Origin of the sequence: Limosilactobacillus agrestis (genome assembly GCF_014145585.1) — a bacterium.
Lineage (GTDB): Bacteria > Bacillota > Bacilli > Lactobacillales > Lactobacillaceae > Limosilactobacillus > Limosilactobacillus agrestis.
The window spans coordinates 126761-149164 of record NZ_JACIVF010000053.1 but is presented as its reverse complement, the minus strand read 5'-3'; the positions used below and the strand labels follow the sequence as shown (position 1 = coordinate 149164).

Sequence of the window (22404 nt, the reverse complement as noted above, 5' to 3'; positions counted from 1 at the left end):
CCACTGAAGTATTTTGTAGTCTCTAATTTCTAAATTATTTACCTTCTAAAAGCTTCTTAGCATCTTTAATTTGTTGACGAACCTGATCAAAACCAGTTCCCCCATAAGAATTCCGTCGTTCTACCGCTACTTTAGGTTGTAAGTAAGTGTAAACATCTTCTTCAATTTTAGGAGAAATCTTTTTATATTCGTCTAATGGAATATCAACAAGATTTGTTCTTGTCTTGAGGCCCTTCAATACTAACTCACCAACAATTTCATGCGCCTCCCTAAATGGAATTCCTTTAGTAGCAAGATAATCTGCTAATTCAGTGGCATTGGAAAAGTCATGATGAGTTGCATGTTCCATTGCTTCTTTTTTTACTTGAAGGGTGGTAATCATCCCGATCATGATCTTGATACTTGGAAGAATCGTCTTCACCGCGTCGAATAATCCCTCCTTATCTTCTTGCATATCCTTATTATAAGCAAGGGGAAGCCCCTTCATAGTCGTTAATAAGCTAAAAAGATCACCATAAACTCGCCCAACTTTACCACGAATTAGTTCTGCCATATCAGGATTCTTCTTTTGGGGCATAATCGAACTACCGGTAGAAAATGAATCTGCCAATTCTAAATAGCCAAATTCATAACTACACCAATAAATTAATTCTTCACATAGCCGTGATAAATGCATCATTAGAATACTTGCATTACTTAAAAACTCAAGGGCAAAATCCCGATCGGAAACAGCATCCAATGAATTATGATATGATTCAGCAAAGCCCAAATACTTTGCACTTAGTTGCCGGTCAATTGGGAAAGTAGTCCCCGCTAAAGCAGCCGATCCTAGTGGTGATAAATCCGTGTGGTGCCGGTTAAACTCAAAACGTTCAACATCCCGCTGAAACATTTGGAAATAAGCCATAAGATAGTGCCCATAAGAGATTGGTTGAGCATGTTGCATATGAGTGTACCCGGGCATAATAGTTTCAACATTTTCGGCTGCCTTATCAACCAATTTTGCTTGCAAGTTCTTCAATTCATTAATAATAATGGGTAACCGCCGCTTTACATATAAGTGAAAATCAGTTGCTACTTGGTCATTTCTACTCCGTCCAGTATGAAGTTTACCGGCAACGGGGCCAATTTCTTCTGTTAGCAATGCCTCAATATTCATATGAATATCTTCATTGTCAATCGAAAATGGGAGTCCTTCACTAGTTAATCGGTCGCGTAATTTTTTGAGGCCAGCAATAATTTTGTCAGCATCATCTGCTGATAGGATTTTTGTTTCTCTCAACATTTTTACATGAGCTAATGATCCCTCAATATCCTCTTGAGCCATTTCTTGATCAAAGCTGATTGACGCATTAAATTGATTAACTAGTTGGTCACCGGCTTCTTCAAACCGACCACCCCACATTCTCTTAATAGGCATCGCTTGTATTCTCCTTTACCTTCTTTTTATTTTGTACTTGAGCATAGACTTTATCGGGTAATTCCCAAAGCTTAATAAAGCCATTAGCAGCTTCTTGGTCAAATTCATCAGCAGAAGTGTAAGTTGCTAAGTTTTTATCATAAAGTGAGTTTGGTGATTTTCGACCTTCACAAATTACATTGCCTTTAAATAGTTTAACTCTTACTACTCCATTAACAACTGCCTGTGATTCCTCAATAAAAGCAACTAAGGATTTCATTAGTGGTGAATACCAAAGTCCATTGTAAATAATCTCACTCATCTTTTGTTCAATTAATGGTTTAAAGTGGGCTACTTCACGCTCTTGGGTCAAATCTTCTAAATCTTTATGTGCTGCTAATAAAACAGTTGCAGCTGGGCACTCATAGATTTCCCGTGATTTAATACCAACAAGCCGGTTTTCAACGTGGTCAATCCGTCCAATCCCATGACTACCAGCTAATTGATCAAGCTTCATAATTAACTGGTCAAGAGGCATTTTTTCACCGTCAATTGCTGTGGGTACCCCTTCATCAAAAGCAATTTCAATTGTAGTTGGTGTATCAGGTGCTTCTTCAATTGAAACTGTCCGGTCATAAGCATCAGCAGGTGCAACTGCCCATGGATCTTCAAGAATTCCACATTCATTTGCCCGTCCCCATAAATTTTCATCAATCGAGTAAGGACTAGCTTTAGTAATTGGAACCGGGATCCCATTATCTTTTGCATACTGAATTTCCTCTTCCCGTGACCAGTGCCAATCCCGAATTGGGTCTTCAATCTTCATATCTGGCGCTAAAGCATGAATGCCTGTCTCAAATCGAACTTGATCGTTTCCTTTTCCGGTACATCCATGGGCAATGGCAGTTGCACCATATTGATTGGCAACTGCAACTAATTTTTGAACAATTAACGGACGAGAAAGCGCTGAAACTAGCGGGTACTTTTGCTCATAGCTTGCATGGGCTTGAAGTGCTGGCAATACAAATTGTTCGGCAAAGTCACGCTTAGCATCAATTACTACTGACTTCCATGCACCAACTTGGAGACCCTTTGATTTAATCGCCTCTAGATCCTTACCTTCACCTACATCAATACAACATGCAATTACGTCATACCCCTTATTTTTGAGCCACGCAATTGCCACTGAAGTATCTAAACCACCAGAATAAGCTAAAACAATTTTTTCAAAAAAACTCTTTTTATGCATTAATTGCAAAATATTTGTGCATAAAAAGAGTTTCAATAAAATAATATTTAATTTTGTTGGTTAATTACTTGTTCATTTTGAACGGGATAGGTAATTAATTCTGTTGATTCAAGGTCTTCCTTATGCATATCAACTGCATTAATTTGACTATTGTCATAAGTCTTGTAGTAAAAAATGCCCTTTGATAGATTTGAACCATCAGAGTAAATCGTATATTCAAAAGTATCTGGTGCAACCTCATCTAATCCCTTTTGTTGCTCTACAGACTGAAGAATGTGGAAATAATTAGTAATATTTTCTACTTCAGAATTACCAGCTGGGGCATGCATTTTAGTAAAAGTTACTTTTACAAACCTGCTTTCTGAATCCATACCACCAGGCAGAAAATGACTACCAAAGCCACGACTATAAACTGGTAAATTAAGTTCAGGTGCAATTGTGTTCTTCGGAGTAGCCGGAGAAATACTACGATAATTACTAAGATTTACTAATTGACGAGGAAATTCTGGATTATTTGTTAAAGCGCCAACCGGATTATCATATACGCTTAGGCCCTTAATAGTTGACTCAACTGTTACTGACGCCCCCGTTTTATCAGCAATGAGCCAGTGAAGAGGAGACGCTGGTAATTTGTCTGAGAAATTAGCATTAGTAATATTTGCATTGGCAAGCAGTTTCTTTGCTTCAGCTACTGATGCCGCATTTGCAAGAATATATGGGATGATTTCAAAAGCAGCAATATTATCTTTTCCTTTTTGAGCCGGGAAATAATGAGCAGGGCCATCAAAATTGAGGCCTGCCATCCCAACTCCTTTTTCATTTATCCCATCAAAGTACAATGGATAATTATCACGAACAATTGATATTCCAATAATAGCATAATGATGTTCAAGTCGTGGCATTTCACGAAATTCTAATGGCATATTACGCGGTGTAATAACTACTTTTTGACCAAACCCCACCTCTAAGTCAAGATTTCGACCAAAATACTTATCTCCGGCAGTATAAATAATTGATGTACACATAAAAAATTCCCCCTAGTATATTAAATTTAAAAAGCAGAAGGTGCAATTAGCTACATAGCAGGACATGCTATGTAGCTAATTGCACCTTCTGTTATTTACTCAACTGTTCTTTTACAATTTTATTTACAACTTTTCCTTCTGCTTTCCCCTTAACTTTAGACATTACAGAACGCATAACCCGTCCAAAGTCCTTTATATTTTCAGCATCAAGCTCAGCGATAACTCCTTGAACAACCGTAATAATATCTTCTTGAGATAATTGCTTTGGCATATATTTTTCGACAATCATTAATTCCTTCTTAGTCTGATTAACCAAATCTACACGTCCAGCATTTTCAAACTCTTCTAACGATTCTTTACGTTGCTTATATTCCCGAGACACTACTGCAAGTTCTTCGTTGGAGTCCAAATCATGTCCCAGCTCAATTTGTTCATTTTGTACCGCTGCTTTTAACATCCGTACAACATTTAAGGTTTCTTTATCCCTTTTCTTCATTGCTGTAACCATATCTGATGTTAATTGTTGTAATAAGCTCATTTTATCCTTCTTTCACGCAAGAAAACTCCCACCCGATACAGGTGAGAGTAATTCACTTCATTAACGACGTCCACGCTTATTCTTACGCTTCCGTGCCGCTTCAGATTTCAACTTGCGTTTTACACTTGGCTTTTCGTAAAATTCACGTTTACGATATTCTTGCAATGTTCCGTTACGTGAAACTGAACGTTTAAAGCGTCGAAGAGCGTCGTCTAAAGATTCATTCTTACGAACGACTGTTTTTGACATGTTGATCCCTCCCTCCGAGCTTAAAGTTACGTATCGAGGTAGCAGGCAGACTGCTTCCTTTTCACTACAAAAAACATTTTACCCAACATGACCTACACTGTCAACATTACTTTTAAATAAAAATTTAAATTTCTTATTCTTTTACTATTTCACTACTCTACAAATCAAGAAATCGTTCCCAATCATTATACAATTATATGAATATTTATTCTTTTTGACGATTTTACATTGCATAAATAAGCATTACAGTGTATATTCAATATCAATTTAATTCTTACTATTCTAAAAGGAGCTATTATTTATGAAAGGTTTTAAACGCTTACTACTGCTAACAATAATTGCATTTCCAATATTATTATGCGTACCTATTACTGCATTAGCCGCTAATGGAAGTAGTTCAACCAGTTCTTCATCAGGCAATAATCCATCACAAACCGCTAGTAATGATTCAGTGCAGGAAATTAAACAAAAAGGAACATTAGTTGTTGGAATGAGCGCTGCTTATCCGCCTTACGAATTCACAACGAAAGAAAATGGGAAAACTAAATATGTCGGTTTTGAAGTTTCTCTTGCCAAACAATTTGCTAAAGACCTTGGTGTAAAGTTAGTTATTAAAAATATGGATTTTGACTCACTTCTAGTTGCTCTAGAAACCGGCAAAATCGATGCTATTATCTCTGGAATGAACGTTACGACCGAACGAAAGAAGAGCGTTGACTTTTCAAATACATATTATTCCGGTGACAGTTACTTCTTAATTAATAAAAGAGATAAAGATAAATTAGTTAATGCCAAAAGCTTTAATGGGAAAACTGTGGGGACACAAAACGGTACGCTCCAATCAACCCTAATTTCAAAGGAAATGCCTAAAGCAAATGGCAAAGGTCTTGCTAAACTTTCTTCCCTAGTAATCGGGCTTCAATCACATAAATATGATGGTATTTTAATGGATGCTGCTACCGCTAAAGCTTATATGGCTAATAATTCAAGTCTTTATGCCTTTGATTCAAAATTGCCAAATACTGCTGGTGGAATTGCCATGGCCTTTCCGAAAGGTGATACCTCATTAGTCAACGCCGCCAACCAAACGATTAAAAAAGTTAATAAGGAACAGCTGATTAATAAAAAATGGATTCCTGAAGCGTCTCAATACATGAAGAGCTATAAAAAACAAAATACCGTTCTTAGTTATTGGCGTTACTTTGCTAAGGGAATTAAATATACATTAATTATTACAGTGGTATCCGTTATTTTCGGTTTCCTATTAGGAACTCTCTTTGCATTAATGCGTCTTTCGAAAAACAAGTTCTTTCATTCAATTGCTATTTGCTACATTGAATTTCTCCGAGGCACGCCAATGATGGTTCAAATCATGTTTGTTTATTTTGGAATTGGTGCAATTATTCAATCGCTTCCGGCCCTCCTCGCTGGGATTATTGCCGTTTCACTAAACTCTGGTGCCTACGTTGCTGAAACCATTCGTTCTGGTATCCAATCCATTCCACTCGGTCAAACAGAAGCTGCCCGCAGCCTAGGAATGAGTAAAAACGAAACATTCAGATATGTGATTATGCCACAAGCACTGAAAAATATTTGGCCAGCATTAGGGAATGAATTGATTACCTTGTTGAAAGATAGTTCATTAGTTTCTGTAATTGGTGTTTCCGAATTAATGTACCAAACACAATTAGTTCAATCGGCAACTTATAAAGGGGTTTTACCTTTATTCATCACAATGATTATCTACTTTGTTCTTACATTTACACTATCCAGAATCTTATTTTACTTTGAAGGGAGAATGAAACATGTCCACTAAAATGATTGAAATCAAAAACTTACAGAAAAAATTCAAAAATAATATTGTCTTAAAAGATATTTCAGAACATGTTGATAAGGGTCAAGTAATTTGTGTGATCGGCCCTTCAGGAGCAGGTAAAAGTACTTTTCTCCGTTGCTTAAATGCACTTGAACAACCAACAAGTGGACAAGTTCTTTTTGAAGGACAGAATCTGATTGACTTAAGTGATAAAAAACTCGATCAGTTGCGAGAAAAGATGGGAATGGTTTTTCAAAGTTTCAATCTTTTTCCTAATATGACAGTCCTTAAAAATATCACAATTGCACCAGTTAAAGTAAAAAATATCAATGAAAAAGAAGCAACTAAAACTGCGATGGAACTACTAGAAAAAGTTGGTTTAAGCGATAAGGCTCAACAATACCCAGATCAACTGTCAGGAGGGCAAAAACAACGGGTTGCAATTGCGCGGGCCCTTGCGATAAATCCAGCAGTGATGCTCTTTGACGAACCAACTAGTGCCCTTGATCCCGAAATGGTTGATGAGGTACTAAAAGTAATGCGCGATTTAGCTGAATCGGGAATGACAATGGTGGTTGTTACCCATGAGATGGGGTTTGCTCGTGAAGTAGCAGACCAAATATGGTTCATGGCCGATGGGTATATTCAGGAAGCTGGGGATCCAGAAGAATTTTTTGCCCACCCTACTAGTCCACGGGCACAAGACTTTCTGAAAAAGATTTTGAAATAAAATAATCCTCGTGAACAGTACACTTCAAGTACCTTTTCACGAGGATTATTTTTGCTTTATTTATTGTTCATCTGGATCTTGATCGAGCTTATAATCAATCTTTTCATCAAATTCAATTTTAAGATCATCAAGTTGTTGTTCACTAACTTTACCAGGCGCAGCTGTTAATGGTTCAACTGCCTTCGAGTTCTTAGGGAATGGAATAACATCCCGAATACTATCAGCTTGAGCTAATAACATAACCCATCGGTCCAAACCAAAGGCAAGTCCTCCCTCAGGTGGCATTCCCATTGTTAAGGCCTTAAGTAAGAATCCGAAGCGAGCTTCTGCACGTTCCTTTGTATAGCCAAGAGCTTTGAGAACTTTTTCTTGAATCTTTGGATCGTGGATACGAATTGATCCCCCACCGATCTCGTTACCATTCAAGATAATGTCGTAACTTTGAGCATGAGCTTTATGAGGATCTTCCCCATCTTCAAGATAATGTAAGTCTTCTTCATTTAGCATTGTGAATGGGTGGTGAGCGGCAATCCACTTTCCAAAGCCTTCATCATATTCAAACATTGGCCAATTAACAACCCATAAGTAGTTCCATTGGTCAGGCTTAATCATATCTAGCTCTTCAGCGATTGCCCGCCGAAGATAGCCAAGTGAATCCGATACAACATGGAAACTACCAGCAACAAAAAGGATTAAGTCCCCTTCTTTGGCATCCATTTCTTCATTGATTTGGGCAACCTGATCATTTAAGAACTTAGCAACTGGACCATTGTAACCATCAGCAGTTACCTTAACCCATGCAAGGCCCTTTGCACCAAAACGTTTAATGTATTCTTCATACTTAGAAATATCTTTCCGGGAATACTTATCTGCCCCACCAGGAATACGAATTGCACGAACATAGTTACCATCAGCAACCGTATTAGCAAAGACCTTAAATGAACTATCCTTTACAATGTCAGAAAGGTCATGAATCAACATCCCAAAACGGGTATCAGGCTTATCGGAACCGTACTTGTCCATGGCTTCTTGCCATTCCATCCGTGGGAATGGAGTCTTAACATCTACCCCCACGATTTCCTTCATTACCCGCTTAATTAAACCTTCTGTAACTGTTTGGATGTCTTCAGGAGTTGCAAAACTCATTTCAGTATCGATTTGCGTAAATTCTGGTTGACGGTCACCACGAAGGTCTTCATCTCGGAAACAACGTGCTAATTGATAGTACTTATCAACTCCGGCTGCCATTAACAATTGCTTAAATAATTGTGGTGATTGTGGTAAAGCATAGAAATGACCGGGGTAAACACGTGATGGAACAATATAGTCACGTGCCCCTTCTGGTGTTGACCGTGTTAAATCAGGGGTTTCAACATCCATAAAGCCTTCATTATCATAGTAATTGTGCACGATCGAAGCAACCTTACTCCGCAACTTCAAATTACGCATCATTTCTGGTCGCCGTAAATCAAGGTAACGGTACTTCATCCGTAAATCTTCAGAAGCATCAACACCATCAGTAATATCAAATGGCGTTGTTTCTGACTTTGCTAATACCTTAACCTTATCAACAGCTACTTCGACTTTACCAGTCTTCATATCCGGATTAATTTCTTTTTCTGCCCGTAACTGAACTTTTCCTTGAACCTCAAGAACATATTGGTTACGAACCGCATTTGCGGTTTCAAATGCTTCTGGATTTTCTTTTTCGTTAAATACTAGTTGAACGATTCCTTCCCGATCCCATAAATCAATAAAGATAAGTCCGCCTAGGTTACGACGCTTAGCTACCCAACCCTTTAAGACAACTTCTTGCCCAACTTGCTGTTCATTTGTATCCCCAGCATAATTTGTTCTCTTCATTCTCCGCTTACCTCTTTCAATTTTTAATAGCAGTTTAAATAAAAAGCACCCTTGAAATTACAAGGGTGCAAATGCACGGTACCACCTTGGTATCACTCAAAAATAACGTCTAAACAACGGAGCGTATTGCTCAGCTTCAAAAGTGTCAATCGAGACTGAAATATTTGGAGCTCTCACCTTTCTCCAATCGCTGATAATTTCAAGTACCCGAGCATTCTTTATCAACAGCTATTAATATCTTTAATTTACATTTTTACCTTACTCGATCCCCTCATAAATGTCAATACTAAGGTTAATTAGTGCCTTATAAATCAACTTTATTTAACAATACTTACCTAAAAATGGTATAAATAAAGTAATTTAATAAAGGAGGAACATCAATTGGTAAGTCCAAATACAGCATGGTTTAAGCACCTTCCTTTAAAAAATATCACTTCTGTTAAGCCAGTTAGTGGTGGTGATATTAATTTAGCATATCAAGCCACAACTACTGACGGAAATCGGTACTTTATCAAGGTTCAACCTAATCATTCGCAAGATTATTTTGACCATGAAATTAATGGTCTTAACGCGATCGGTAAAGTTATTAATACCCCAACTCCGCTTCATCATGGTGAAATTAATGGGGATGCCTATTTAATTTTAAATTGGCTCGACGAAACCTGGGGTAAGCAAACAGATCTTGGCTTGGCGGTTGCCAAAATGCATCAACAACATACTGACAAATTCGGCTTTATGGATAATCATCAAACCAAAGCCCTTGTAAAAGATAATTCCTGGAATTCAAGTTGGCTTGATTTTTACATTAATCAGCGATTAGAACCAGAAGTTCAAGTCGCAAGCCAACGTGGACGATGGAATAAATGGCGGCAAGAACATTACCAACAAATGGTTAATAAATTTACTGATTACTATCAACACCATGAAGTCATCCCTAGTCTTCTTCATGGTGATTTATGGGCCGGCAACTTCTTATTTGCTGGCGATCATAAACCATACTTAATCGATCCAGATGCATTATTTGGTGATCGTGAATTTGATTTAGCCATGACAACTGTTTTTGGCGGTTTCGATAATAGTTTTTATCAGGCATATAGCAGCGTTTTTCCATTTGATGATCAGCTTAATGAACGTCTTTCTTGGTATCGCTTTTACTACCTATGCATGCATTTAATCCTATTTGGCGAAAGCTACGGTGGTGCGGTGGATCAAATTTTAAGTCAATACTAAAAATCAAAGGGAGTGGGAAATAATCTCCTCGACAAGGCGGTGGACTAAGCTAGAACGCTAATTATCACGTTACGAGTTAATTAGCGTTCGTACTTAGACTCGAGTCTTGTGATTATTTTCCACGTTATCTTGCTATTGTTCGTGAAAACAATTGAGGCTGAGAGAAAGTTTTTTCTCTCAGCCTCTTTAGTTTTTTTAGCGTTCATAAATAATCGTTGTTGGACCATCATTTTCAAGATCAATTTTCATCATTGCTCCAAAATGCCCAGTTGCAACAGAGATACCAGTAGCAGCTAATTTCTGATTAAACAGATTGTATAACGGTTCAGCAATCTCAGGACGAGCCGCTTGTGAAAAGCCAGGACGATTTCCATGCTTAGTATCAGCATAAAGGGTAAATTGAGAGACTGATAAAATCGCCCCATTCACATCTCGGAGCCCCTATCTTACCGTTTTCATCTTCAAAAACCCGTAAATTAGTAATTTTATGCACTAAATAGTCTAATTTTTCTTCGGTATCATCTGGGGCAAAACCAACTAAGAGAAAATAGCCAGGGCCAATTTTACCAACAACTTCATCATCAATTGACACTGCTGCATGATTTACTTTTTGTAAAACAACTCGCACAATTATCCTCCTATCGAATAATTCGTTTGACAACGTACACATCTGGAATGTTCTTTAAACCATCCATGATCAATTGTAACTGTCGCAAATTACGCACTCCGATAATCAAACTAATCGTTACCATCTTATTATGGTCAACTTTTCCGTTAATTGAATTTAAGAAGCGAGTACTGTTATTTACGGAACGTAAAACATCATTTAATAAGCCATTTCGATTGTATCCCTGAACTTCTAAGTCAGCATTATAGTTTGTTTTGTCACCATTTGGGTTTGCCCAGTATACACTAACAATTCGTTCGCCATTTTTACGGGCAGCTTTAATATTCGGACAATCATCACGGTGCACCGATACTCCACGGCCTTTTGTAATGTAGCCAGTAATAGCATCTCCTGGGATTGGGCTACAACAATGGCTTAAGCGGACAAGGAGGTTGTCAACACCTTCAACAACTACCCCCTCACTAGACGCTTTAGCCTGCTTTTGTTTTTCGCGTTCATTTGGCTTTTCAAGAGTCTGATGATCCTCTAAGACAGCTTTTTCTGCCGCCTGTTGACGATCGCTTTCCACCTGTTGACGAATATCAGCAGTGAAACGATTACGAATTCCAACGGGGGCCAAATCGCCAAATCCTAATGCGGCAAACATATCATCACTACTATTATAATGAGTCTCTTGCGCAACTTCCTCACATTTTTCATCAGTCATTAATTCGGTCGGGGAGTATCCTGCTTCACGAAGTTCATTTTCAAGAAGTTGTTTACCTTCTTCAATATTCTTTTCCCGATCATGTGCACGAAAGAATTGACGAATCTTATTACGAGCGCGCCGAGTTGAAACCAAATCAAACCAATCACGACTTGGACCTGCTGATGATGGTGATGTCAAAATATCAACAATATCACCATTCTTGATCTCATAGTCGAGGGGGACAATTCGTCCGTTTACTTTAGCCCCAGTTGTATGGTTACCAACTTCAGTATGAATTTGGTAAGCCATATCAAGTGGTCCAGACCCCTTAGGCATTTCAATTACGTCACCTTTAGGAGTGAATGCATAGACCTTATCAGTAAATATATCACTCTGAATCCCCTGCATAAATTCGTCTGTCCCTTGACTTTCACTTCGCAATTCAAGGATTTCTTTGACGACATTTAGCTTTTGACTATCCTGAGTTTGTTGGATCCCATTAGTCTTACCTTCTTTATATGCCCAGTGAGCAGCAACCCCATATTCAGCAATTTCATGCATCTCATGAGTTCGAATCTGTACTTCTAATGGTCGTCCTTCTGGTCCAATAATTGTCGTATGCAAGGATTGGTACCCGTTTGTCTTAGGCATCGCAATATAATCTTTAAACCGTCCAGGCATTGGTTTCCAATTGGTATGGATAGCTCCTAAAGCAGCATAACAGTCTCGAATTGAATCAACAACAATTCGAACCGCAAGGAGGTCATATATTTGGCTAAATTGCTTATGCTGAGTAACCATTTTACGGTAGATAGAATAAATATGTTTGGGCCGACCATAAATTTCAACGTTCGGTCCCAAATCCAAATCCGCAATTGCCTTTTTTATCAACTTAATTGATTCATCAATATAGTCAACTCGCTGATCGCGTCGTGAATTCATCAAATGAACAATCCGATAATATTGTTGCGGATTTAAGTACCGTAATGACAGATCTTCTAGCTCCCACTTAATAGTACTGATACCCAATCGGTCTGCAATTGGAGCATAAATTTCAAGGGTTTCATTTGAGATTCGGCGCTGCTTATCAGGTCGCAAATGCTTAAGGGTTCGCATATTATGGAGACGATCTGCAAGTTTAACAATCATTACCCGAATATCCTTTGACATTGCAAGTAATAATTTACGATGAGTGGCAGCCATCTGTTCTTTATTTGATTTGTAACGAATTTTACCGAGCTTTGTATCACCATCAACAATCATTGCAATAGTTGGGCCAAAGAGTACTTTAATATCGTCTAAGGTTGCTCCAGTATCCTCTACAATATCATGTAAATATCCTGCACAAACCGTTTCTGGATCCATATGAAGATTAGCAAGAATCCCCGCCACTTGGATAGGATGAATAATATACGGTTCCCCAGATTTGCGTCGTTGGTCATGGTGAGCTACCTCAGCAAAATGATAGGCCTTTTCAACTAAAGCAACATGTTCTTCATTCATATAAGAACTAACTATCTTTTGAACATCTTCATGTGTCAATTCCTTTTCTTTTGACATTGGACGACCTCCTTTCAATTACTTTTGTTGACGCATTGCCCATGATAAGTAAGCAAGGGCTAAGTAAGCAAGGGCAAAATAATAAGTATATCGTGGCATAAAGAAATATGCAGTTATCAAGTAAAGGATTGGAAAAATGAATAACTCGCCCCATTTTCGCTGGTGCTTATAAATCCAATAACCTGACCAAATACTAAAAATACCATTAATAAGGATTAAGACAATCTCTACCATTACTACCCACGTAACAAATGGAAGCTTATCAACAACGAACGTCAATACAATCCCAATTAAAATACTAGCTAGCCATAATGGTTTATCTAAATGTTCCCATGCTTTTTTCATAAAATTCATTCTCTCTCAACACCTATATTCAGTTTTAAATTACCGATTAAAGCTGTTCTTTATTTTACCATAAGTAAGCCAACTACATTATGACAATTCCATTGCATATGAAATAGCCGCCATGAAATATAAAGGTGCCGTTTCGGTCCGTAAAATTCGTGGTCCTAAACCTGCTGCTGCTACTCCAGCTTCATTCATTTTAGCAATTTCATTTTCTGTTAACCCACCTTCTGGACCAAAAATAGCAAGAATCGAATCTGCTGGTTTAAGGGCATTAAATTGCTGTGCTAAAGCACTTGTCTCTCCCTGTTTAGCTGATTCTTCCCAAGCAACTATCCGTTTGGTAGCAGGATAATTAGCTAATAATTGATCAAGATTAGCACTGTATTCAACCTGTGGAATCTTATTTCGATGAGATTGTTCCGCTGCTGATTCAGCTATCTTTTGCAGCCGTTCGATTTTTCGTTTCTGCTTATTCCCCTGCCAGTGACTAATGGAACGAGTAGCGTCGAAGAAAACAATTTTGTCTGCCCCCAATTCAGTTGCTTTTTGAACAATTAATTCTGGTTTCTCTTTAGTTTTTGGAAGTCCACAGGCAAGTATCACCGAAACTGGCAATTCACTATTAGCATCTAACTTCTGATGAATTTTTAATGTCGCAGTTGGTTCTGTAGCACTAAGAGTTGCGAGGTAAACACAGTGATCAGCTAACACAAGTTCAACAGTTGTGCCAACTTCTGCACGCATTACCTTTAACAAATGGTGAGCTGCTTCAGATGGCAATGTTATTTCATCGGCCGGATTTACATTAACAAAATAGCGTTGCATTTATTTCACCTCGTGTGGCTTGTGGGCAATCATTCCGTGCCAGTCCTTCATTTGCTGCTCATCATCAATTATAAATCCTTGCTCTTGCAACTTTTGACGAATCAACGGAGCCTTATCATCAATAATTCCAGAAACAAGGAACTTACCACCCGGTTTAAGATTTTCGTATGCCTGCGGAATAAGAGGTACGATAATTTCCGCAAGAATATTAGCCACAATTAAATCTGCCTGGATATGGATTCCGTCTAACAAGCTATTTACGCCAACCTTAACATCTTTAGCGATCGGGTTTAGTGCAAGGTTCTTTTTTGCTGAGTTGACCGCTACTTTGTCAATATCATATGCATCAACTTTTCCTGCTCCTAAGTGCTTGGCAGCGATACTTAAAACACCAGAACCTGTCCCAACATCGATTACATATTCATTACCAACAATTGTTTTTTCAAGGGCTTCAAGCATTAAACGAGTAGTGGGATGGGTCCCGGTACCAAAAGCCATTCCTGGGTCAAGAAAGATTAATTTTTCTTTAGGATCTGCTGGCTGATATTCTTCCCATTGCGGAACAATCGTTAACTGATCCGTTACTCTTAATGGGTGATAATACTTTTGCCAAACCGTTGCCCATTGTTGATTATCGACGGTCGCTGCTGAAACATCATTTTCTCCTGGATTCAGGCCGTAATCCTTTAATTTTGCTACCCGTTGATGAATAGTCGGCAATAGTTCAGGAACAAATACGTTTTGTGGAAAATATCCAGATACTGCTGCACCACTTTTTCGGTGCGGGATTGACGATGGATCGATAAATTCACCATGATCTCCATACTTTCCTTCATGCAAGTTTTCAAAATCGGCGGCATCTTCAATTTGAACGCCTTGTGCTCCCATATCTGTCAAAATATAGCTAACTGCTTCAACTGCCTCACTAGAAGTGATTACCTTTATTGCTGTCCAATTCATTTAATGACCTCCTTAAATAATAAAATCGTGACCACAATAATAATAAATGGTCACGATAAATACCAACTTAATAAAGTCTAATCATTTTTATTATCAACTTTACTAATATGTGGTCGCTCTTGTTCACGTTTCTTTTCTTTTTCTAAATGATGACTTAAGTAATTAATTAAGTCGGATTCGGTCAAGAAAATACGGGGATGATGTTGGTGGTGTAAACGAACATCAATCTCGTTAATTTTTAATCGTCCAGTCCAAGTATGGGAATAACGAACAATTACCCGATTATTTAATTTGTGCTTACCGAAACGGAACACATATACGTGTTGGGGTGTCATCATTGGCCGAATGTACTCTTTTTTATACATTAAATCATTATCACGCATAAACTGCTTTGTTCGATTCAGAATGGTAACCACCTCCTCTATTATTATTCCTGATCAACATTAAATTAATCTCCCTAGATAGGTATATTTTAGCACAGGTCACCAACGTTCCAAAGTTTAATCTATGTTTAAAACTTTAATTTTCAAAAAAATGCTATACTATGTTCAAAATATTTTAATGAAAGGTGATTGCAATAGTGAGTCTCTTAATTGCTATTCTTATCTGCTGGCTGTTATGGAAGGTCGGTGTTTTAACAGTTAAGTTCATTGGCTTAATTCTTCTCATTCTCTTAATTGGAACATTAATCCATGTTTTACTGTTACCAGCAACCCTTTTAGCAGTCATTATCCTAGGAGCTGGTTTGTTTACTAACTGATTTATGTACAAAATCTTATAGTAATTTTCCTGCGGAATGTTATAATCATTATTGTGAGAGAAATCTCAAATATTGTATTACATAAGATGAAAGGGAGACTGTTTATTATGTCTAAGAATCATCAAAAAGTTGTTCTTGTTGGTGACGGTGCTGTCGGTTCAAGTTACGCCTTTGCAATGGCTCAACAAGGAATTGCTGAAGAATTTGCTATTGTTGATATTATTAAGGAACGGACTGAAGGGGACGCAATGGACCTCGAAGACGCTACTGCCTTCACTGCTCCTAAGAACATCTACTCAGCAGATTACGACACTTGCAAGGATGCTGATTTAGTTGTTATTACTGCCGGTGCTCCACAAAAGCCTGGTGAAACTCGTCTTCAATTAGTTGATAAGAACTTGAAGATCATTAAGTCCGTTGTAGAACCAATCGTTAAGTCTGGTTTTGACGGAATCTTCTTAGTTGCAGCTAACCCCGTTGACATCCTTACCTATGCTGTTCAAAAGCTTTCTGGCTTCCCTAAGAACAAGGTTGTTGGTTCAGGTACTTCACTTGATTCCGCACGTCTTCGGGTCGCTCTTGGTAAGAAGCTTCATGTTGACCCTCGCGATGTTATTGCTAACATTATGGGTGAACACGGTGATTCCGAATTTGCTGCTTACTCAAGTGCTACTGTTGGTGGCAAGCCATTACTTGACATTGCTAAGGATGAAGGTATTTCAGAAGACGAATTACTTAAGATTGAAGATAATGTTCGTAACAAGGCATACGAAATTATTAACCGTAAAGGTGCTACCTTCTACGGTGTTGCTACTGCTTTAATGCGGATTTCAAAAGCTATTCTTCGTGATGAAAATTCTGTTCTCCCTATCGGTGCCCCAATGAACGGTGAATACGGACTTAACGACCTATACATCGGTACTCCAGCTGTTGTTAACGCTTCTGGTGTTGCCAAGGTTATTGAAGTTCCACTTAACGACCGTGAAAAGAAGGCTATGGCCGACTCTGCTAAGCAATTAGAAGAAGTTGCTAAGAACGGTATGGCAAAGTTACAAGGTAACAACTAAGCCATATTTATGATATCGTGCCACTAAAAAGGCTCCCAGCGTTTAATAAACGTTGGGAGTTTTTTCATACCTATTGTTAATCAATGTGGCACTTTCACTTATCAGAATTTGAAGGAGTATATCAATTATTAAGGAACAGCAATGCTAAGCTCATCCCCGATTTCTTTCATTTCTTGATAAGTCTTTTCATCAATTGTGACGCCTTTTTCTTTATTCTCTGCTAATAAACGATACTCACGGTCACCGGGTACCCAAATTTCTTTACCAGGAATATGTTCAAGCTGGCGAATTCGATCTAACATTGACGTGGCATCTTTCTTCAATACCTCTGGATCACCAAAGAATGCTGGATTAAGAACCATTACAAATTGGCTAAAGTCATGTTTACCACTAACAGTATCAGCAGAAATAGAGCCTTGTGCCAATATTCCCGTCAATAATTCAATTACGATAGAGTTTCCCATCCCCTTATAATTAGAATTTTCCTCATTGCTTCCGCCAAGAGTGAGAACTCCCCCACCCTTTTGTTCCCCCTCAGTAAAGGCCGCGGTTGCAAGAATATCTTCTGCCTCTTGCGCATCAGTTATTACCTGCCGATTTTTATCAACTGCCCATTCACCTGGTAGCGGTTCGCCTTTTTTAGCATGAACTTGAATTTTTCCACCTGAAACAACACAAGTGGCACCATCAAACATAAATGGATGTGGAGAAGCAGGAAAGCCAAACGCAAAAGCATTGGACCCAAGAAAAGCCTGAGTGGCATTAGTTGGGACTACTAAAGGACGTGTATTAGTAAGAGCAATTCCTACTAAACCTGCTTTTAGTGCTAACCTTGTGTAATAACCAGCAGTACCAAAGTGATTTGAATTCCGAATTACAGCAATTGCTACCCCTGTCTGCTTAGCTTTTTCAATTATCTTTTGAGTAGCTAAAACCGTTGCTAGTTGTCCCATATTCTGATTAGCGTCAACGAGGACAGATCCTGGTAATTCACGAATGATTTTTGCTTTATTTTGTGGAATAATTGTTCCCTCTTTAACCATTTGACGATACCATGCTAGTCGTTGAATCCCATGAGATGAGATCCCACGCAAATCCGCATCAACTAGAGTGTCTGCTAATAATTGACTGTCATCTTGGTTAAATCCCAATTTTGTAAAAACTTCTACTAGATAATGCCGTTCATCGGTTGCTTGAATTCTCATTTTTATCCTTCTCTCATTTTATATTAATTATATTTTAATAATAAAGTGAGAAATGTCAATATTCAAAATATCTTAAGTGAAATGAGTATGATTCTAATGAATATTGAAAATAAACGGACACTTGATATTATCTGGTCACGCAAAAGTAAACTACTTTCTTCGATATGATCGTTCAGCACTCCTAGCAGTCCAAACAGTAACGGGTGACTTATACACGCCTTACCGACACTTAATTCATGAACTTTTCCCCACGCTTTAATTATAGCTGATCATTTCCATATCGTTGTTCAAGCCTATCGTGCATTAAATAAAATTAGAATCCAAGTAATGAATCGTGCTGGTGCTGGCACTCATGAGTGGCGTGTGCTTAAGCATTTTTGAAAATTACTCCTCACACCTGCTAATAAGCTTAAATATGATAATTATTGTTCAAGACATAACTTTAGTTACGCTCAATTAACCGATGTTGAGGTTATTCATCGTCTCCTAAGTTTTGATAATGAGTTGAAAAAAACTTATGAATACTATCAAAACTTAATTATGGCGATTGCTCATCGTAGTAAGAAAGAATTAGAAAACTTACCCGTAGTTAAATGGATACAGTTTCCTCAAGCACTACAAAAAGTTCAGCGTACTCTTCGTAGTCACAAACAAGAAATCTATAATAGTTTCAAATATGACACTTATACAAACGGTCCTGTTGAAGGAACTAACAATAAAATTAAAGTTATTAAACGAACTGCTTATGGCTTTCGTAATTTCTTTAATTTCCGAATCAGAATCCTTCTTGCATTACCAAATACCTATATCGCAATAAACTGGAGAAATAAACAAACAGCTCATGCCAAAATCCAGGCATAAGCTGCTTAGTAAAATTATTTTATTTTTTCATCAGTACTTCTTGACGAAGCTCCATTATTACCACATTTTAAGCTCATGTGGTAATAATGTGGTAAAAATCACTGATTTTGTATATTTTTTGTTTTATTCAAAGCCAACAAACACCTTTACATCAACGTTTACTTCTCGTCCAATTGCTCATCGGTCTTCAAAACGGCCATAAAAGCAGCTTGAGGAATATCAACTTTTCCGACAGCCTTCATCCGTTTCTTTCCGCGTTTCTGCTTATCTAATAACTTAGCACGCCGGTCGGGATCTCCTGTATGAATACGGGCAGTAACGTCTTTGCGGTAGGCTTTAATATTAGTCCGAGCAATAATCTTTGAGCCGATTGCTGCCTGAATTGGAATTTCAAAGTTTTGTCGTGGGATAATCTTCTTTAATTTAGCAGTAATTTCTCGACCGCGCTCTGCCGCAAAGTCACGGTGAGCAATAAAACTTAATGCGTCCACCTTATCGCCATTAAGCAAGATATCAATCTTAACTAAATTACTTGGACGGTAGCCGTCAATTTCATAATCCAAGGAAGCATATCCACGAGTAGAGCTCTTTAACTTATCGAAGAAGTCAAAAATAATCTCTGACAACGGAATATGATAAATAACGTTTACCCGGGTATCACTTAGATATTCCATCGTATCAAAGTCTCCCCGCTTACGTTGGCAAAGTTCCATTACTGGACCAACATAATCATTTGGTACCATAATTGAAGCTCGAACATATGGTTCCTTTATCGCTTTAATTGAAGAAGCATCTGGCATTTCAGCCGGATTTTCAACTTCCTTCGTTGTCCCATCCGCTAATTCAACATGGTAAGTAACAGATGGTGCAGTCGTGATTAAATCAAGGTTAAATTCACGTTCAAGTCGCTCTTGAATAACATCCATATGTAGCAATCCAAGAAAACCACAACGGAATCCAAATCCCAATGCTTGCGATGATTCCGGTTCAAAAGTTAATGCTGCATCATTAAGTTGAAGTTTTTCCAACGCATCACGCAAATCATTAAACTTAGCATTATCGGTCGGATAGAGTCCAGCATATACCATTGGCGTCATTTGCCGATAACCTTCTAGTGGCTTATCTGTAGGATTATCCGCACTCGTAACCGTATCACCGACCCGGGTATCTTTAATATCTTTAATTGCCGCGGTGATGTAACCTACATCCCCGGCCATTAATACATCACGTGCCAATGGTTTAGGAGAGTTAATCCCTACTTCAGCAACTTCATATTCGGTACCACCGTTCATTAATTTAATCCGGTCACCCTTTTTGACAGTTCCTTCAACCACTCGGACACTAAGAACCACTCCCCGATAATCATCATACTTTGAATCAAAGATAAGAGCTTTCAAAGGCGCAGTTAAATCTCCTGTTGGTGCTGGAACATCCTTAACGATTTTTTCCAGGACTTCCTCAACACCCATTCCAGTTTTAGCACTAATATCAACTGCCTCATCAGTATCTAAACCAATTTCATCTTCAATCTGCTTCTTAGTACCCTCAGGATCAGCAGACGGTAAATCGATCTTATTGATAACAGGTAAAATTTCAAGGTCATTGTCAAGTGCTAAAAAGACGTTAGCAAGGGTCTGTGCCTCTACCCCTTGAGTTGCATCAACTACTAAGACAGCACCTTCACAGGCAGCAAGAGATCGTGATACTTCATAAGAAAAGTCGACGTGCCCTGGTGTATCGATTAAATGGAAAATGTAATCTTCACCGTCTTTAGCATGATATGTCAAGGCAACAGCATTTAATTTGATTGTAATGCCCCGTTCTCGTTCTAGAGGCATATCATCAAGAATCTGGTTTTTCATTTCACGTTTGCTGATTGAATCGGTCATTTCTAAAATACGATCAGCAAGCGTTGATTTTCCATGGTCAATGTGGGCAACAATTGAAAAATTTCGAATGTGTTTTTGCCGCTCTTTCATTTCTTCTAGGTTCATTTAAAAAGACTCACTTTCAACGAATATTCTTTATCTAGTATACCAAATCATCGTTTAGAATGGGAAACCTTCTACTAGTAGATATACAAAAAGCAGGAAAAATATTAAGCTTTTCCTGCTTCATAAGAACTATTTACTTATCCTCAAAGGCATCACGTAATTTATCAAGAACTGTCTTCTTCACACCCTTAACATCTTCACCACTAGCAGCCGCAAAAGCCAACATTGCTTCACGCTGCCGTTTGTTGAGACTCTTGGGGGTCTTAACATGGACAGTAACATGCTCGTCACCATTACCATTACCGTTAAGATGTGGAACACCTTTGCCACGCAAGCGGAAATTAGTTTCTGATTGTGTTCCAGCCGGAATTTTAAGGTTGACATCACCATGAACTGTTTTAACTTTTACTTCGTCTCCTAAGGCTGCTTGAGCAAACGAAATATCACGATCAACGTAAATTGTTGAACCATCACGACGGAATTCTCGACTTGGTGTTACCCGGAAGACAATATACAAATCTCCGGCTGGACCACCGTTCTCACCAGCGTCCCCTTGATGTTGGAGTCGCATTTGTTGACCATCATCAACACCAGCAGGCACCTTCACTTCTAGCTCATGACGTTCGTGAACATGTCCTGCCCCATGGCAAGTATCACAACGATCCTCTGGCTTAATAATCTTTCCAGTTCCATTACATTCTGGACAAGTGGTTTGAGTTTGCATATTGCCTAGTGGTGTTTGACGAACACTCGTAATCACTCCGGCACCATGACACCGTGGACAAGTTATTGGCGATTTACCAGGCTTTGCTCCAGTTCCATGACAAGTCTTACATTCTGCATCACGGTCATACTTGATAGTAGTTGTTTTACCAAAAACCGCATCCATAAAATCAAGAGTCATTGCATATTGCAAATCACGCCCTTGACGCGGGGCTGTTGGGTCACGACGAGTACGACCGCCGCCACCAAAAAATTGACTAAAGATGTCGTCAAAGCCGCCACCAAAGTTAGAATAAGCTTGACCACCACCAAAGCCGCCGAAGCCTTGACCACCAGCACCTTGTGGACCAGCCGAACCAAATTGATCATATTGAGCACGTTTTTGACTATCACTTAATGTCTCATATGCTTCATTAATCTTCTTAAACTTTTCTTCTGCACCAGGCTCGTGGTTAACATCTGGGTGGTATTTTGCCGCAAGCCGACGATATGCACGCTTGATGTCTTTTTCGGATGCATCCTTAGAGACACCTAAAATGTCATAATAATCTTGTTCTGCCATATAATAAATACCTCATTACTTTATTGCTTGTTTAGTTATACCACAGCCAGCAAACGAAAGTAAAAGCCAAAGTCCTTTTTCCTGGCCTTTGGCTTTTACACTAACATTTTAAGACTGTTTACCG

Annotated in this window: 19 protein-coding genes and 2 pseudogenes; 6 read left to right on the top strand and 15 right to left on the bottom strand. The window is 38.5% G+C overall.

Annotated elements, in window-relative coordinates; translation table 11 throughout:
- Positions 1-34 precede the first annotated feature (34 nt).
- The 5 genes from argH to rpsU all read right to left on the bottom strand — a co-directional run bounded on the left by argH (position 35) and on the right by rpsU (position 4460).
- Positions 35-1420, bottom strand: a complete 1386-nt coding sequence (argH, locus tag H5R88_RS05170) for an argininosuccinate lyase (protein WP_182579036.1) — start codon at positions 1418-1420, stop codon at positions 35-37.
- Positions 1410-2648, bottom strand: coding sequence for an argininosuccinate synthase (locus H5R88_RS05165; RefSeq protein WP_182600404.1), 1239 nt, complete (start codon positions 2646-2648; stop codon positions 1410-1412). Before H5R88_RS05165 ends, argH begins: the two co-directional genes overlap by 11 nt.
- Before the next feature lie 47 nt (positions 2649-2695).
- Positions 2696-3673: a choloylglycine hydrolase gene (gene bsh, locus H5R88_RS05160; protein ID WP_182579034.1), complete on the bottom strand. Its 978-nt coding sequence runs from the start codon at positions 3671-3673 to the stop codon at positions 2696-2698.
- 91 nt (positions 3674-3764) lie between these two features.
- Complete coding sequence (locus tag H5R88_RS05155; protein WP_182579033.1) at positions 3765-4211, bottom strand: GatB/YqeY domain-containing protein; 447 nt, start codon at positions 4209-4211, stop codon at positions 3765-3767.
- 60 nt (positions 4212-4271) lie between these two features.
- Positions 4272-4460 carry a 30S ribosomal protein S21 gene (gene rpsU / locus H5R88_RS05150; protein WP_182579032.1) on the bottom strand — a complete coding sequence of 63 codons (189 nt, stop codon included), beginning with the start codon at positions 4458-4460 and terminating at the stop codon, positions 4272-4274.
- Positions 4461-4761: 301 nt separating this feature from the next.
- Here rpsU and H5R88_RS05145 point away from each other — a divergent pair, with 301 nt between their 5' ends.
- Positions 4762-6276: an ABC transporter substrate-binding protein/permease gene (locus H5R88_RS05145; RefSeq protein WP_182579031.1), complete on the top strand. Its 1515-nt coding sequence runs from the start codon at positions 4762-4764 to the stop codon at positions 6274-6276.
- Positions 6266-7006, top strand: a complete 741-nt coding sequence (locus H5R88_RS05140; RefSeq protein WP_269448306.1) for an amino acid ABC transporter ATP-binding protein — start codon at positions 6266-6268, stop codon at positions 7004-7006. Before H5R88_RS05145 ends, H5R88_RS05140 begins: the two co-directional genes overlap by 11 nt.
- A gap of 60 nt (positions 7007-7066) precedes the next feature.
- Here H5R88_RS05140 and aspS read toward each other — a convergent pair whose 3' ends face one another.
- The gene (aspS, locus tag H5R88_RS05135; RefSeq protein ID WP_182579030.1) at positions 7067-8869 is read right to left on the bottom strand and encodes an aspartate--tRNA ligase; all 1803 of its coding nucleotides are present in this window, start codon (positions 8867-8869) and stop codon (positions 7067-7069) included.
- Between the two features lie 381 nt (positions 8870-9250).
- Here aspS and H5R88_RS05130 point away from each other — a divergent pair, with 381 nt between their 5' ends.
- Entirely contained in the window at positions 9251-10099 is an 849-nt protein-coding gene (locus tag H5R88_RS05130; protein WP_182579029.1) for a fructosamine kinase family protein, read from the top strand.
- 195 nt (positions 10100-10294) lie between these two features.
- Here the strand turns inward: H5R88_RS05130 and dtd are convergent.
- The 6 genes and pseudogenes from dtd to H5R88_RS05100 form a co-directional block, all read right to left on the bottom strand.
- Positions 10295-10727 (bottom strand): annotated as a pseudogene (gene dtd / locus H5R88_RS05125) (D-aminoacyl-tRNA deacylase).
- Between the two features lie 10 nt (positions 10728-10737).
- Entirely contained in the window at positions 10738-12975 is a 2238-nt protein-coding gene (locus H5R88_RS05120; protein ID WP_182579027.1) for a RelA/SpoT family protein, read from the bottom strand.
- Positions 12976-12993: 18 nt separating this feature from the next.
- Positions 12994-13329: a hypothetical protein gene (locus H5R88_RS05115; protein ID WP_182579026.1), complete on the bottom strand. Its 336-nt coding sequence runs from the start codon at positions 13327-13329 to the stop codon at positions 12994-12996.
- A 78-nt stretch (positions 13330-13407) separates the two neighbouring features.
- Complete coding sequence (locus H5R88_RS05110) at positions 13408-14148, bottom strand: 16S rRNA (uracil(1498)-N(3))-methyltransferase (protein ID WP_182600403.1); 741 nt, start codon at positions 14146-14148, stop codon at positions 13408-13410.
- Positions 14149-15108: a 50S ribosomal protein L11 methyltransferase gene (prmA, locus tag H5R88_RS05105; RefSeq protein WP_182579024.1), complete on the bottom strand. Its 960-nt coding sequence runs from the start codon at positions 15106-15108 to the stop codon at positions 14149-14151.
- Between the two features lie 77 nt (positions 15109-15185).
- Positions 15186-15491, bottom strand: a complete 306-nt coding sequence (locus tag H5R88_RS05100; RefSeq protein ID WP_182579103.1) for a hypothetical protein — start codon at positions 15489-15491, stop codon at positions 15186-15188.
- Between the two features lie 197 nt (positions 15492-15688).
- Between H5R88_RS05100 and H5R88_RS05095 the strand changes: the two genes are divergently transcribed.
- Together H5R88_RS05095 and H5R88_RS05090 are read left to right on the top strand one after the other, a co-directional pair.
- A complete protein-coding gene (locus H5R88_RS05095) occupies positions 15689-15868 on the top strand; it encodes a hypothetical protein (protein WP_182579023.1) in 180 nt (59 codons plus the stop codon).
- A 107-nt stretch (positions 15869-15975) separates the two neighbouring features.
- Positions 15976-16935 (top strand): L-lactate dehydrogenase, encoded by a 960-nt coding sequence (locus H5R88_RS05090; protein WP_182579022.1) that lies wholly within the window; start codon positions 15976-15978, stop codon positions 16933-16935.
- A gap of 128 nt (positions 16936-17063) precedes the next feature.
- Here H5R88_RS05090 and H5R88_RS05085 read toward each other — a convergent pair whose 3' ends face one another.
- Complete coding sequence (locus tag H5R88_RS05085) at positions 17064-18140, bottom strand: Ldh family oxidoreductase (RefSeq protein ID WP_182600402.1); 1077 nt, start codon at positions 18138-18140, stop codon at positions 17064-17066.
- Positions 18141-18215: 75 nt separating this feature from the next.
- Here H5R88_RS05085 and H5R88_RS05080 point away from each other — a divergent pair.
- Positions 18216-19001 (top strand): annotated as a pseudogene (locus tag H5R88_RS05080) (transposase); the annotation flags it as partial.
- Positions 19002-19159: 158 nt separating this feature from the next.
- On the opposite strand, the gene lepA reads toward H5R88_RS05080, so the two are convergent.
- Positions 19160-20995: a translation elongation factor 4 gene (gene lepA / locus H5R88_RS05075; RefSeq protein WP_182600401.1), complete on the bottom strand. Its 1836-nt coding sequence runs from the start codon at positions 20993-20995 to the stop codon at positions 19160-19162.
- 133 nt (positions 20996-21128) lie between these two features.
- The gene (gene dnaJ / locus H5R88_RS05070; protein WP_003665811.1) at positions 21129-22280 is read right to left on the bottom strand and encodes a molecular chaperone DnaJ; all 1152 of its coding nucleotides are present in this window, start codon (positions 22278-22280) and stop codon (positions 21129-21131) included.
- Positions 22281-22404 lie beyond the last annotated feature (124 nt).